Below are 13848 nucleotides of genomic sequence, written 5' to 3'. Positions count from 1 at the left end.
GTGCCGGTTCAGGCCGGAAACACGCACAGGCGCGGAGCGCCTAGAGCGCCTATCCCATGATCATGTTGCGGAGCACGTACTGCAGGATGCCGCCGTTGCGGTAGTAGTTGGCCTCACCCGGGGTGTCGATGCGGACGACCGCGTCGAACTCGACACCAGTGTCGGTGGTGACCTTGACCGTCTTCGGCGTGGAACCCTCGTTGAGCGCGGTGATGCCGGAGATCGAGAAGGTCTCCTCACCGGTCAGGCCGAGGGAGTCGGCGTTCTGACCCGCGGGGAACTGCAGCGGGATGACGCCCATGCCGATCAGGTTCGAGCGGTGGATGCGCTCGAACGACTCGGTGATGACCGCCTTGACGCCGAGCAGCGAGGTGCCCTTGGCGGCCCAGTCGCGCGAGGAGCCGGAGCCGTACTCCTTGCCGCCGAGGACGACCAGCGGGGTGCCGGCCGCGGCGTAGTTCTGCGCGGCGTCGTAGACGAACGAGACGGGGCCGTCGGGCTGGGTGAAGTCGCGGGTGTAGCCGCCCTCGGTGTCCGGCGCCACCTGGTTCTTGATCCGGATGTTGGCGAAGGTGCCGCGGATCATGATCTCGTGGTTGCCTCGGCGCGAGCCGTAGGAGTTGAAGTCACGCTGCTCGACACCGTGCTCGAGGAGGTACTTGCCGGCGGGCGAGTCCTTCTTGATGTTGCCCGCGGGGCTGATGTGGTCGGTGGTGACCGAGTCGCCCAGCTTCAGCAGGACGCGCGCACCCTCGATGTCGGTGACCGGCGACGGGTCCTTGGCCATGCCCTCGAAGTAGGGTGCCTTGCGGACGTACGTCGACTCCTCGTCCCAGGTGAAGGTGTCACCGGTCGGGGTCGGCAGGTTCTGCCAGCGCTCGTCGCCCGCGAAGACGTCGGCGTAGTCCTTGGTGAACATGTCGGAGTCGATCGCGGTGGCGATGGTCTCCTCGACCTCGGCCGGGGTCGGCCAGATGTCCTTGAGGAAGACGTCGTTGCCGTCCTTGTCCTTGCCGAGGGAGTCCTCGAGAAGGTTGATGTTCATGTTGCCGGCAAGGGCGTAGGCGATGACCAGCGGCGGGGAGGCCAGGTAGTTCATCTTCACGTCGGGGTTGATGCGACCCTCGAAGTTACGGTTTCCGGAGAGCACCGAGACGACGGCGAGGTCGTGCTCGTTCACCGCGGCGGAGACCTCGGGGATGATCGGTCCGGAGTTGCCGATGCAGGTCACGCAGCCGTAGCCGACGAGGTTGAAGCCGACCTTCTCCAGGTAGGGGGTCAGCCCGGACTTGTCGTAGTAGTTCGTGACGACCTTGGAGCCCGGCGCGAGGGTGGTCTTCACCCACGGCTTGCGGGTCAGGCCCTTCTCGACGGCCTTCTTCGCCAGCAGCGCGGCGCCGATCATGACCGACGGGTTGGAGGTGTTGGTGCAGGAGGTGATCGAGGCGATCGTGACCGCGCCGTTCTCCAGCTCGAACTCGGTGCCGTCGGCCAGCTTGACCGGGACCTTCGCGTCGGCCTTGGAGGTGTAGGTCGGCAGGTGGCCCTCGAAGGACGTCTTCGCGTCGGTGAGCTGGACGCGGTCCTGCGGACGCTTCGGGCCGGCGATGCTCGGGACGACCGTGGACAGGTCGAGCTCGAGCCTCTCGGAGAAGCGCGGCTCGGCGGCCGGGTCGTGCCAGAGGCCCTGCTCCTTGGCGTACTTCTCCACCAGCGCGAGCTGCTCCTCGGAGCGGCCCGTCAGGCGCATGTAGCTGATGGTCTCATCGTCGACCGGGAAGATCGCGATGGTGGAGCCGAACTCGGGCGACATGTTGCCGATGGTCGCGCGGTTGGCCAGCGGCAGCGCGGTCACGCCGGCGCCGTAGAACTCCACGAACTTGCCGACCACACCGTGCTTGCGCAGCATCTCGGTGATGGTGAGCACCAGGTCGGTGGCGGTCGAGCCCTCGGGCAGGTCGCCGTGGAGCTTGAAGCCGACGACCCGCGGGATCAGCATGGAGACCGGCTGGCCGAGCAGCGCGGCCTCGGCCTCGATGCCACCGACGCCGAAGCCGAGCACACCCAGGCCGTTGACCATGGTGGTGTGCGAGTCGGTGCCGACGCAGGTGTCCGGGTAGGCCTGCAGCTCGCCGTCGACCTCGCGGGTGAAGACGGTGCGGGCCAGGTGCTCGATGTTGACCTGGTGGACGATGCCGGTGCCCGGCGGGACGACCTTGAAGTCCTCGAACGCGGTCTGGCCCCAGCGCAGGAACTGGTAGCGCTCGCGGTTGCGCTCGTACTCGATCTCGACGTTGCGCTCGAAGGCCTCCGGGGTGCCGAAGACCTCGGCGATCACGGAGTGGTCGATGACCATCTCGGCAGGTGAGAGCGGGTTGATCTTGGTCGCGTCGCCACCGAGTTCGGCGGCCGCCTCCCGCAGGGTGGCCAGGTCGACGATGCAGGGCACGCCGGTGAAGTCCTGCATGATCACGCGCGCCGGCGTGTACTGGATCTCCTTGTCGGGCTCGGCGGTCTCGTCCCAGCCCGCCAGCGCCTTGATGTCGTCGGCGGTGATGTTCGCGCCGTCCTCGGTGCGCAGGAGGTTCTCCAGCAGCACCTTCAGCGAGAAGGGGAGTGACTCGACCGTGCCCTCAGGGAGCCCCTCACCCTTGACCGCATCCAGGCGGAAGATCTCGTAGGACTTACCGTCCACGTCCAGGGTGCTCTTGGCACCGAAGCTGTCCTTGCTGGCCACGCGTTCATCTCCTTGCTCGCGTCCACACTGACGTACGTTCTCAAAGCCTTGTGAACCCATCCTGCCCCGGCCACCCGCGCCGGGGAAACAAAGGCTCACCTAACCTAGGAGGCGGATGCGCCTCGCTAATCTCTTGATATCAAGATACATGATGTCGAACGATAATTCGAATCAGTCCGGCGAGCCCTGTTGTGACGGCCGCCGCTGACAGCGATCCTCGGATACCCCATGATTGGTCCGAATCGGGCCAACCGCCGGGCCGCTGCTCGTCGGTACTAGTGATGCGAGGAGAACCTTGAGCACCCTGATCGCCTTCGTGGCGCTGGTGATCGCCCTGGCCGCAGCCGTCGTCGCCTGGCGCCTGCGGCGCGCCAACAAGGCGCTGCGCGCCGAGACCATCGGCCTGCTGTGGCGCCTGGAGCAGGCCGACGTCTCTGCCCCGCACGCGACCTACGCCGAGCTTCCCCCGGGGGACAGGCTGTTGAGCATCCGCATCCTGAACCCGCTGGAGCTGGCCTCCGCGCAGACCAAGGCGGCCACGATGCTGCACCGGGTGCGTCCCGCACTGCTCTCGAAGATGGTCTACGAGCAGGCCGCGGAGTCGCTGCGCGAGCGGCTCGCGGACGAGGGCGTCGTGGCGGAGGTCAAGGTCCATGCTGGTCGCTAGCCTCGCGCTGCTCGGCGTCGTCGGCTCCGCCGTCGTCGTCGGCCTCGGCTTCGCCGAGCAGCGTCGCCTGGAGCAGGCCCTTGAAGACGTACGCCTCGGGGACCTGAAGGCACGCACGTCCCGTGCCGAGGCCGAGCGTGCCGCGAACTGGCTCGGTCCGATCACCGATCCGATCACGGCCCCGTTCGCGGGTGCGACCCGGTCGGTGGCCGGTGCGCTGGCTCGGGTCGTGCCCAGCTCCGCCCGTCGTGGTCCGCGTGTGCTCAACACGATGCCGATCACGACGACCGGTGAGCTGCTCGGCACGCTCGGACCTCACCTCGACGAAGCCGTACTGGACCGTCGCCAGCTGATCACCGACCTCTCCGAGGACGCGACGATGTCGATCCGGATCACCGAGGAGACCTAGGGCATATCTGGCAAATCCACGCCCGCTACACGACGTTTCGCATCCGATCTGGCTGCGTTGCCGCCACTCGACAGCCTCCAGGATGCCTTCCCTCCGGAGGTCCGAACGAAGTGGCATTTGCCAGATCGGCCCGAAACGCCGCTCGCGGCCGCCGTGTCTTCACCAGACATGCCCTAACCGAGCGTGGTCAACCGCTTGCGAAGACGGGTCCGCTCCTCGTCGGTGAGCGGCACCGCGAGCTCGTCGACGTAGGCCATCACCTCGTCGAGCCCGATCTCGTGATGCTCGGTCTCCTCGCCCTCGCGGCGGATGGTGACGGTGTCGTGGGTGAGGCTGACGTGTCGGTCCGCGAGAAGCTTGGTCACGATCATCCGGTGGCGGAAGTGCACCGTCGGGTGAGTGCTGGTGAAGTGGTGCCCGATCGCGACGTCGCTGGGCACGACCAGAGCCTCGTCGTGGGTGTGCATGGGCTCCCAGCCCTCACCCTTGCCGCGCTCCAGCGCCCAACCGTGCTCGGACCACCGCACCCGGTGGGTGATGCCGCCGAGCTCCTCGATCGCCCCGTCCACCAGCGGGATCGGCCGCCACACGCTCAACCCGAACCCGGGGTCGGCCAGGAGCCGCTCGCCGTCGAGATCGACGACGACCACCAGATGCGTACGTCCCGCCGCGGTCGGGTCGGCGCCGACCCGGGCGAGCCGCCGCTCGACGGCGAAGCCGAGCCGGTCCAGCACCGCCGCGAACAGCGTGCCGTGCTCGAAGCAGTAGCCGCCTCTCCCCCGGCCGACGAACTTGCCCTGCACGTCGGGCAGGTCGACGCCGGGATGCTGGTCGAGCAGCACGTCGATGTTGTCGAAGGTGAAGGTCCGCAGGTGGGCGTCGTAGACCTCCTCCAGCGCCTCCCGCGACGGGCCGGGCGGCTCAGTCACCCCGATCCGCTCCAGGTAGGCCGTCAGGTCGAGCCGGTCGGTCCCCCACAGGTCATCGCTCACAACCAGCATCTCAACGCCGATGCCGCCTACGCGCAACCGATATCCGTGAGGCGGGCGACGCCAGCGATGGTCTCGACAAGCTCGACCACCGGAGGGAGGTCAGCGCTCCAGGAGCGCGACGGCCTCGACGTGGTGGGTCATCGGGAAGAGGTCGAAGGCTCGCAACGAGCTCAACCGGTAGCCGTGCTCGGCGAAGATCGCGACGTCACGTGCGAGCGCGGCGGGGTCGCAGGCGACGTACGCCACCTTCCGCGGCGATCGCGAGACGACCGCCTCGACGACGGCGCGCCGCGCGCCTTCCCGCGGCGGGTCGAGCACGACGAGGTCGAAGGATCGCTCCCCCAGATCGGCCAGGACGGTGCCGACGTCGCCGGCGAGCGACTCGGCCGAGGGGACGTTGCTCGTGGAGAGCGTGGACGCGGTCCGGTCTCCCTCGACGGCGACGACCTGCCCCGTGGGGCCGACATGGTCGGCGAGATAGGCGGAGAAGAGGCCGACACCGGCGTAGAGGTCCAGGACGGCGTCGCCGGGCGAGGGAGACAGCGCGTCGAGCACGGCCGAGACCAGGGCCTGCGGCGCACCGGGATGCACCTGCCAGAACCCATCGGCGGCTACCTCGAAGGTGTGCTCGACTCCCCCGACGGCGACTCGCTCGACCACGGTCCCGGGAGCGGGCTCGCGTGCGTCGGTGGCGGCGATCAGACAGTCGGCGACCGGGATCACCTCGTGGGATCGATACTTCCGCAGCCCGCGCCCACCGCCCGGCGCGGCGACATAGCGCTGCCGGGTGCGCCACCGCAGCCCGTCGACATCGCCGGGAACGGCTTCGACAGCGAGTCCCGCCACCAGCGGGTCGGTGGCGGTGAGGCCGCCCAGCCGCACCAGCTGCTCCCGCAGGACCGTGGCCTTCAGGTCACGCTGGCCGGAGAGCGAGACGTGCTGGAAGTCGCAGCCGCCGCAGAGCCCGGGGCCGGCGTACGGACACGGCGGAACGACCCGTTCCGGGGACTCCTCGAGCACCGAGACCGCGTCGCCGCGCCAGAACCGGTCCCCGGCGGTTCCCTCGGTGATCTCGACGACCGCCCGCTCGCCGGGCAGGGCGTGGCGTACGAAGACCACCCGGGAGGCGCCCTCGAGCTCCACCCGGGCCACGAAGTGACCGCCGTGAGCGACGGGCCCGATCTCGACCTCGAAGCGCCGCCCGACGTACGACTCGCCCTTCGCGGTCTTCGGCCGCGGTCGCCGTCCGTGCGGGGCCGGCCTACGCGTGCGGCTCATCGTCGCCCGTCGCTTCCTCGGCGCAGCCCGGGGGCCAGCCAGTATTCCTCGCGCAGCTCCTCGGCTCGCTCCTTGCCCGAGGCGAGCTGGTAGGGCACCGAGATCACCATGACGCCCGGGGTGAACAGCAGCCTGCCCTTGAGCCGCAGCGCGGTCTGGTTGTGGAGGAACTGCTCCCACCAGCGTCCGACGACGTACTCGGGGATGTAGACGGCCACCACGCCGCGCGGGTTGGCGTTGCGGATCGCCGAGGCGTACTCCACGACCGGACGGATCAGCTCGCGGTAGGGCGAGTGGAGGACCTTGAGCGGCATCGGCAGGTTGCGCTCGTCCCACTGCTTCAGCAGCTCGGCCGTGTCGGAGTCGGTGGTCGAGACCGTCACCGCCTCCAGCGCGTTGGGCCGGGTCGCCTGCGCGAAGGCCAGCGCCCGCAGGGTCGGCTTGTGCAGCTTGGAGACCAGGACGATCGCGTGGACCCGCGTCGGCATGATCTTGTCCTGCTCGTCGGCGGCGAGCTCGCGCGCCACGTTCTCGTAGTGACGCCGGATGCCGCGCATGCCGACGTAGAAGATCACCATGGCCAGGATCGTGATCCACGCGCCGGCGAGGAACTTCGTGGCGAGCACGATGAGCAGCACCACGGCGGTCATGCAGAGACCGACGCTGTTGATCAGCCTGGAGCGCTGCATCCGCAGCCGTTCGCTGCCATCACGTGTGGACTTCAGCTCGCGGGTCCAGTGCCTGATCATGCCGAGCTGGCTGAGGTTGAAGGAGACGAAGACACCGACGATGTAGAGCTGGATCAGCCGGGTCGTCTCGGCCTCGAAGATGATGATCAGGACGATCGCCATGATCGCCAGAAAGCCGATGCCGTTGGAGTAGGCCAGCCGATCGCCTCGCGCGCTGAGGGCACGCGGCGCGTAGCCGTCCTTGGCCAGGATCGAGGCGAGCACGGGGAAGCCGTTGAATGCGGTGTTGGCGGCCAGCACCAGGATCAGGCCGGTGACCACCACGAGCAGGTAGAAGGCCGGCGGGAAACCGTCGAAGACCGCCCGGCCGACCTGCGCGATCGCGGGGTCCTGGACGTGGCCGTCCAAGAGCGGGATCCCGTTGAGCAGCAGGCGGTGCTGCTCGCCGGGATCGACCATCCGGATCCCCATCTCACGGGCCAGGATGATGACGCTCATCATCATGGTGATCGCGGTCAGACCCAGCATGGCCAGCGTCGTGGCCGCGTTCTTCGACTTGGGCTTGCGGAAGGCGGGTACGCCGTTGGAGACAGCCTCCACACCGGTCAGCGCCGCTGAACCCGAGGAGAACGCCCTGGCCAGCAGGAAGGCCAGCGCGAGGGCGGTGAGCGGCTCGTCCCAGCCCGGAACCGGAGCGATGTCGTACGCCGCGCTCTCGACCTTCGGCAGGTCGCCCGTGGCCATCCGGACGAAGCCGGTGACGGCCATCGCGCCGATCGCGAACATGAAGAGGTAGGTCGGGATCGCGAAGGTCGAGCCGGCCTCGCGGATCCCGCGCAGGTTCATCGCGGCGAGCACGACGACCAGCCCCACGGCGACGAGCACCTCGTGCCCGCGCAGGAACGGGATCGCCGCGCCGGCGTAGTTTGCGCCCGAGGAGATGGACACCGCGACGGTGAGGACATAGTCGATCAGAAGGGCGCTGGCCACCGTCGTACCGGCCTTGTCGCCCAGATTGACCGTCGCCACCTCGTAGTCGCCTCCGCCCGAGGGGTAGGCATGGACGGTCTGGCGGTAGGAGGCGATCACCGCGATCATCACGAAGACGACACCCAGCGCGATCTTCCACGACCACACGTACGCCGAGGCGCCGGCGACCGAGAGCATGATGAAGACCTCGTCGGGTGCGTACGCCACCGACGAGAGCGCGTCGCTCGCGAAGACAGGAAGCGCGATCCGCTTCGGCAGCAGCGTCTCGCCCAGCTGCGAGCTGCGGAGCTTGCGGCCGATCAGGATCCGCTTGGAGACATCACCAACACCCACACCCGCAGACGCTACGGCACAACACGGCGTAGGCGTGCTTCCGGATCACTCGCGTCGGCACCCGATCAGCACGAACACGCCAACTTCCGGGCCGTAGGCGACGCGCAAGCGGGGCGAGTGCAATCATGACACGGTGCACGTAGTGATCATGGGCTGTGGCCGCGTCGGGTCGACCCTCGCCAGGGGCCTCGAGGACCGAAACCACACGGTTTCGGTCATCGACCAGAACCCGGATGCCTTCCGGCGGCTCGGCCCCGGGTTCAACGGCGACAAGGTCGCCGGGATGGGTTTCGACCGCGAGGTCCTGCTCAAGGCCGGCATCAAGCGTGCCGAGTCCTTCGCTGCTGTCTCCAGCGGTGACAACTCCAACATCATCGCCGCCCGGGTGGCGCGTGAGGAGTTCGGGATCCAGCAGGTCGTGGCACGCATCTACGACCCCGGTCGCGCCGAGGTCTACCAGCGCCTCGGGATCAGCACCGTGGCGACGGTGAAGTGGACCGCCGACCAGGTCCTCCGCCGCCTCCTCCCGGCCGGCGCCGAGCCCGACTTCCGCGACATGTCCGGCACCATCCGGATCGACCAGATCATCATGCCCGAGTCCTGGGTCGGCCAACGGACCATCAAGTTCCAGCGCCAGTCCGGCAGTCGAATCGCCTGGATCGACCGGCTCGGTGAGGGCGTCATCCCGGTCCGCGAGAGCGTGATCCAGGAGGGCGACGTGCTCCACATCGTCATGCGCGAGGAGAACACGGACCAGGTGTACCGCACCATCAAGAACGGCCCGGAGGAAGACTAGTGCGCGTCGCAATCGCCGGAGCCGGAGCCGTGGGCAGGTCGATCGCCAGTGAGCTGATCGCCAACGGCCACGAGGTGCTCCTCATCGACAAGAACCCGGGCTCGATCAAACCCGAGCGGGTCGCCGACGCCGAGTGGCTGCTCGCCGACGCATGTGAGCTCTCCTCGCTCGAGGAGGCACGACTCGACAACTGCGACGTGGTCATCGCCGCGACCGGGGACGACAAGGCCAACCTGGTGTGCTCGCTGCTGGCCAAGACAGAGTTCGGCGTGCCGCGCACCGTGGGCCGGGTCAACCACCCCAACAACGAGTGGCTCTTCACCGAGGCCTGGGGGGTCGACGTCAACGTCTCCACCCCGCGGATCATGTCCGCGCTGGTCGAGGAGGCGGTCACCGTCGGTGATCTGGTGCGTCTGTTCACCTTCCGTCAGGGTCAGGCGAACCTGGTCGAGATGACCTTGCCCGCCGACTCGCCCTACGTGGGAAAGCCCACCGGACTGGTGCCGTTCCCGGAGAACTGCGCACTGGTCACGCTGCTGCGGGACGGCCAGGTCTACGTGCCCACCCCCGAGCAGCCTCTCGAGCAGGGCGACGAGCTCCTCTTCGTCGTGCCCACCGAGAAGGAGGACGAGCTCGAGCGCCTGCTCGCCCCCTCCGGTCACGGCGGCTGACGCCGAGACCAAGTGGTCGTCGCCTCGATCTCGTCCACGACCTATCGGCTCCGCCCACTCGTACGCCCCCGATCTCGGCAGGACAACAGTTGGCTCGCTCTCCCCTCCTCCAGACGTTGCGTCCTGTCCGGGGAAGGCTGGTGGCGAGCCTGCTGCTGATGGTCCTCTCGACCGTCGCCGGGCTGGTCCCGTTGGTCGGGATCGTCGAGCTCGCCCGGATCCTGCTGCCCGCGACCTCGGGGTCGCCGGTGGACGCCGGCCACGCCTGGGTCGTCGTCTGGGTGAGCGTGGCGGCGCTGCTGGTGCGCCTGGCGACCGTGCTCGGCTCGTCCTGGCTCTCCCACGTCGCCGACCTGGACCTCTCGATCCACCTGCGCCGGCTCCTGGTCGCCCGGCTCGGCCGGGTGCCGCTGGCGTGGTTCACCGAGCGCAACTCCGGCACGGTCAAGAAGGCGGTGCAGGACGACGTCGCCGCGCTGCATCATCTGGTCGCACACTCGGTCATGGAGCTCACCGCCGCGATCACGCTGCCCACCGTCGTGGCGGTCTACCTGTTCGCCGTCTCACCACCGCTCGCCCTGGTCACCCTCGTCCCGCTCGCCCTCGGTCTGGTCGGGTTCCGGATCTCGATGCGGGGTGCGGGTGCGCTCTACCGTGACTACGACTCCGGTCTGGCCGAGCTGGCCGCGGCCACGGTCGAGAACACCGGCGGGATCGCGGAGATCAAGACGTTCGGAGCTACCGGCCGCGCGCATCAGCGCCTGGCCGAGGTCGCGACCCGGTTCGGCGGGTTCAACCGGGCCTGGATGCGGCACTCCGCGCTCGGGATGCTGCTGATGGAGCTCGCGCTGACCCCGGCGCTGACCCTGGTGCTCGTCCTCGGCGCCGGGGTCTGGATGCTCCGCGCCAGCTGGATCACCGGGCCGGACCTGGTCCCCTTCCTCGTTCTCGGGCTGGCCATGACCGCGCCGGTCACCGTCGCCGGCTACGCCGCCCGCGAGCTGCGCGAGGCCACCGAGGCGGCCCGGCGCATCCAGCGGCTGCTGGCGGAGCCGGAGCTACCCGAGCCGGCGGATCCCTCCCCAGAGCCCGGCTCAGCCCGGGTCTGGCTCCAGGACGTCTCCTTCAGCTACTCCCCCGGCGCACCGCCGGTGCTCCGCGGCATCGACCTGGTCCTCGAGCCCGGCACCGTCACCGCGCTCGTGGGCCACTCCGGCGCCGGCAAGTCGACTCTCGCCAAGCTTCTGCCCCGCTTCGCCGACCCCACCGCGGGCCGGATCACCATCGATGGTGTCGACCTGCGCGAGATGACGAGCGCACAGCTCTACGAGCAGGTCTCCTTCGTCTTCCAGGACACCGGGCTGCTGCGTACCTCCATCCGGGACAACATCCGGCTCGCCCACCCGGAGGCATCGGACGCAGACGTACGTCGTGTGGCCGTCGCCGCACAGATCGCCGAGCGCATCGACGAGCTCCCGCGGGGCTACGACTCGGTGGTCGGTGAGGACGCGCAGCTCTCCGGCGGCGAGCGGCAGCGGGTCGCGATCGCCCGTGCCCTCCTCTCCGACACCCCGATCCTCGTCCTCGACGAGGCCACCGCCGCAGCCGACCCTGAGTCGGAGGCGCTCGTCCAGCGGGCCCTGTCCCGCCTCGTCGCCGGACGTACGTTGCTGGTGATCGCCCACCGTCTGTCGACGATCACCGCGGCCGACCAGATCGTCCTCCTCGACGCGGGGAGGGTCGCCGAGCTCGGCACCCACGACGAGCTCCTCGCGCGCGACGGTCGCTACGCCCGGCTCTGGGCAGCCGACCAGCGCGCCCACCCGGTAGGCGGCTGGGCGCGGGAGGAGCTGGCTTGATCACCATCGTCCGGCTGCTCGCCGACCTCCTCGATCACGCTCATCGGCGACAGCTCGCCCGCGTCGTCGCGATGTTCGTCGCCACCGGCGTACTCCAGGGTCTTGCCTTCGCCTGTGTCGTGCCGGTGCTGGAGGCGGCGCTGAGTCAGGACTGGGATGCCGCGACCACCTGGCTGGGTGTCCTGGGTGGGTTGTTCGTGGCGCACCACGTGGCCCTGACGATCGGCAACCTGGACGGCTACGACCTCGCCTGCGACCTGCTCGACACGACGCTGGCCAGGCTCGGCGAGCACACCGCTCGGCTGCCCCTGGGCTGGTATGACCAGGACCGCACCGGCCAGCTCTCCCGGATGGCGTCCAAGGGCGCCACCGACATCGCCTCGGTCCCCGGACACCTGCTGCGGCCGCTGATCGCGGCCGTCCTCAGCCCGGTCACGGTGGTGTTCGCGATGGCGTTCCTGGAGTGGCGCCTGGCCCTGGCCCTGCTCGCCGGGGTCGTCGCGGTGCTGGCCACCACCCGGCTCTTGTCAGGGATCGTCGGGCGGGGCGAGGGCGCCTATGACGCGGCGATGGCGGAGGGCTCGGCCAGGGTCGTCGAGTTCGCGCTCAACCAGCCGGCGCTGCGGGTCTTCGGCCGCACGGTCCACGGCAACGAGCTCGTCGAGCAGGCGCTGCGAGAGCAGCGGCGCGCATCGAGGCGACTGCTGGTGACCGGGTTCGGTGGCTTGGGGATCCAGCTGCTCTCCATCCAGGCGCTGCTCACCCTAGTGATCGCGCTGGCCGTCCATCTGAGCCTCGGCGGGACGTTGAGCGCGGCCACAGCGATCGGCCTCCTGGTCCTCACCGTCCGGTTCGTGGAGTCGCTGATCGACTTCGGCGAGCTCACCAGCGCGCTGAGGATCGCCGAGGGATCGTTGCGACGGGTCCTCGACGTTCTCCGGATCGACCCCCTCCCCGAGCCGATCGCCCCGGTCCGACCGGCCCACGACGGCATCGAGCTGCGCCAGGTCACCTTCTCCTACGACGGCGGCGCTGACGACGACGCGACCCGGGTCCTCGACGACGTCTCGCTCGTCGCTCCGCCGCGGTCGCTGACCGCCGTGGTGGGGCCCTCTGGCTCCGGCAAGAGCACGCTGCTGCGGGTGGTCGCTCGGTTCCACGACGTCACCGCCGGGTCGGTGATGCTCGGTGGCGTCGACGTACGCGACCTCGGCACCGAGGCGCTCATGCACCGCGTATCGATCGTCTTCCAGGACGTCTACCTCTTCGAAGGCACCCTGCGGGACAACGTCTTGATGTCGAGGCCCGACGCGACGGAGGCCGAGCTGCGCCACGCGGCGCGGCTCGCCCGTGCCGACGACATCGTCGAACGGCTCCCCCACGGCTGGCAGACCCGCATCGGCGAAGCCGGCTCCACGCTCTCCGGCGGTGAGAAGCAGCGGGTCTCCATCGCCCGGGCGCTGCTGAAGGACGCTCCCGTCGTGCTCCTGGACGAGGCGACGGCCGCCCTCGACGCCGAGAACGAGGCCGCGGTCCAGGAGGCGCTCACCGCGCTGTCCGCCGACCGTACGGTCATCGTCATCGCCCATCGGCTGCAGACGGTCGTCGCCGCCGACCAGATCGTGGTGCTCGACGGCGGGCGGATCGTGGAGCGGGGAAGCCACGACGAGCTGCTCGCCCACCGCGGGCGCTACCTCGACTTCTGGCGCGAACGTACGCAAGCAGAGGGATGGCGGCTTCTCGAGAGCCCACAAACCCCGTCACGCCGCGGGACACGCCGGGCCTGAGCGTTGCACATCTCCACCTCTGGCCTACGCTGGCGACGAGTCGCATCTCGTCAACCTTGCGGCTCTGATCCACGATTAAGGAGATCGCATGAACCGCACCGACCTGGTGAGCGAAATCGCCAAGCAGGCGGAGATCACCCAGACGCAGGCCTCGGCCGCTCTGGGCGCCGCTATCGAGGCGATCAGCGCGGCAGTCGCTGACGGCGACAAGGTCACGCTGCCCGGCTTCGGTACGTTCGAGTCGCGCGAGCGCTCGGCTCGCACCGGCCGCAACCCGCAGACCGGCGCCGAGATCAACATCCCGGCCTCGCGTGGCCCGGCGTTCAAGGCCGGCTCCGCTTTCAAGGAGCGCGTCGCCAAGGGCTGACGAGCGAGGTCGACCGGCGAGCTTGCTCGTCCGTTCGCGCCGAGCGAGGCAGTCCCGCCGCCGAAGGCGGCCGGGCTGAGTCCCGTGGACGCAGACGAAGGGCCGGATCGTTCCTCGATCCGGCCCTTCGTCCGTCTCACGCCCCTGACTCGGCGCATCTGCCCCAAAATCCGATGCCGAGTCGGCGCTAATGTCCCAGAATCCGATGCCGAGTCGGCGCCAATGTCCCAGAATCCGATGCCGAGTCGGCGCGTCTGCCCCAAGGCTTGGGAC

At 69.2% G+C, this 13848-nt stretch carries 11 protein-coding genes; 7 read left to right on the top strand and 4 right to left on the bottom strand.

Features of this window, described 5'->3' with window-relative positions; genetic code table 11:
• Nucleotides 1-49 precede the first annotated feature (49 nt).
• Nucleotides 50-2737 carry an aconitate hydratase AcnA gene (gene acnA, locus ACRDPS_RS14110; RefSeq protein WP_431502278.1) on the bottom strand — a complete coding sequence of 896 codons (2688 nt, stop codon included), beginning with the start codon at nucleotides 2735-2737 and terminating at the stop codon, nucleotides 50-52.
• A gap of 295 nt (nucleotides 2738-3032) precedes the next feature.
• On the opposite strand from acnA, the gene ACRDPS_RS14105 reads away from it, so the two are divergent.
• Both ACRDPS_RS14105 and ACRDPS_RS14100 read left to right on the top strand, forming a co-directional pair.
• Nucleotides 3033-3404, top strand: a complete 372-nt coding sequence (locus ACRDPS_RS14105; protein ID WP_431502277.1) for a hypothetical protein — start codon at nucleotides 3033-3035, stop codon at nucleotides 3402-3404.
• Complete coding sequence (locus ACRDPS_RS14100) at nucleotides 3391-3813, top strand: hypothetical protein (protein WP_431502276.1); 423 nt, start codon at nucleotides 3391-3393, stop codon at nucleotides 3811-3813. Before ACRDPS_RS14105 ends, ACRDPS_RS14100 begins: the two co-directional genes overlap by 14 nt.
• Nucleotides 3814-3986: 173 nt before the next feature.
• Here the strand turns inward: ACRDPS_RS14100 and ACRDPS_RS14095 are convergent, their stop codons facing one another.
• The 3 genes from ACRDPS_RS14095 to ACRDPS_RS14085 all read right to left on the bottom strand — a co-directional run bounded on the left by ACRDPS_RS14095 (nucleotide 3987) and on the right by ACRDPS_RS14085 (nucleotide 8095).
• Nucleotides 3987-4805: an arylamine N-acetyltransferase family protein gene (locus tag ACRDPS_RS14095; RefSeq protein ID WP_431502275.1), complete on the bottom strand. Its 819-nt coding sequence runs from the start codon at nucleotides 4803-4805 to the stop codon at nucleotides 3987-3989.
• 99 nt (nucleotides 4806-4904) lie between these two features.
• The gene (locus ACRDPS_RS14090) at nucleotides 4905-6083 is read right to left on the bottom strand and encodes a class I SAM-dependent RNA methyltransferase (RefSeq protein ID WP_431502274.1); all 1179 of its coding nucleotides are present in this window, start codon (nucleotides 6081-6083) and stop codon (nucleotides 4905-4907) included.
• On the bottom strand, nucleotides 6080-8095 hold the full coding sequence (locus tag ACRDPS_RS14085) for an APC family permease (protein WP_431502273.1): 2016 nt from the start codon (nucleotides 8093-8095) through the stop codon (nucleotides 6080-6082). The genes ACRDPS_RS14090 and ACRDPS_RS14085 overlap by 4 nt, the downstream gene beginning before the upstream one ends.
• Before the next feature lie 133 nt (nucleotides 8096-8228).
• Between ACRDPS_RS14085 and ACRDPS_RS14080 the strand changes: the two genes are divergently transcribed.
• The 5 genes from ACRDPS_RS14080 (at nucleotide 8229) to ACRDPS_RS14060 (ending at nucleotide 13575) form a co-directional block, all read left to right on the top strand.
• Complete coding sequence (locus ACRDPS_RS14080) at nucleotides 8229-8891, top strand: potassium channel family protein (RefSeq protein ID WP_431502272.1); 663 nt, start codon at nucleotides 8229-8231, stop codon at nucleotides 8889-8891.
• Complete coding sequence (locus ACRDPS_RS14075; protein WP_431502271.1) at nucleotides 8891-9562, top strand: potassium channel family protein; 672 nt, start codon at nucleotides 8891-8893, stop codon at nucleotides 9560-9562. Before ACRDPS_RS14080 ends, ACRDPS_RS14075 begins: the two co-directional genes overlap by 1 nt.
• Before the next feature lie 140 nt (nucleotides 9563-9702).
• Nucleotides 9703-11421 carry an ABC transporter ATP-binding protein gene (locus ACRDPS_RS14070; protein ID WP_431502270.1) on the top strand — a complete coding sequence of 573 codons (1719 nt, stop codon included), beginning with the start codon at nucleotides 9703-9705 and terminating at the stop codon, nucleotides 11419-11421.
• The gene (locus tag ACRDPS_RS14065) at nucleotides 11418-13208 is read left to right on the top strand and encodes an ABC transporter ATP-binding protein (protein ID WP_431502269.1); all 1791 of its coding nucleotides are present in this window, start codon (nucleotides 11418-11420) and stop codon (nucleotides 13206-13208) included. The genes ACRDPS_RS14070 and ACRDPS_RS14065 overlap by 4 nt, the downstream gene beginning before the upstream one ends.
• A gap of 88 nt (nucleotides 13209-13296) precedes the next feature.
• Nucleotides 13297-13575, top strand: coding sequence for an HU family DNA-binding protein (locus tag ACRDPS_RS14060; protein WP_431502268.1), 279 nt, complete (start codon nucleotides 13297-13299; stop codon nucleotides 13573-13575).
• Nucleotides 13576-13848 lie beyond the last annotated feature (273 nt).

Source organism: Nocardioides sp. (assembly GCF_050699375.1).
In the GTDB taxonomy this organism is placed as follows: domain Bacteria; phylum Actinomycetota; class Actinomycetes; order Propionibacteriales; family Nocardioidaceae; genus Nocardioides.
The sequence above is the reverse complement of the archived record's forward strand: the minus strand, read 5'-3'. Positions and strand labels throughout refer to the sequence as shown.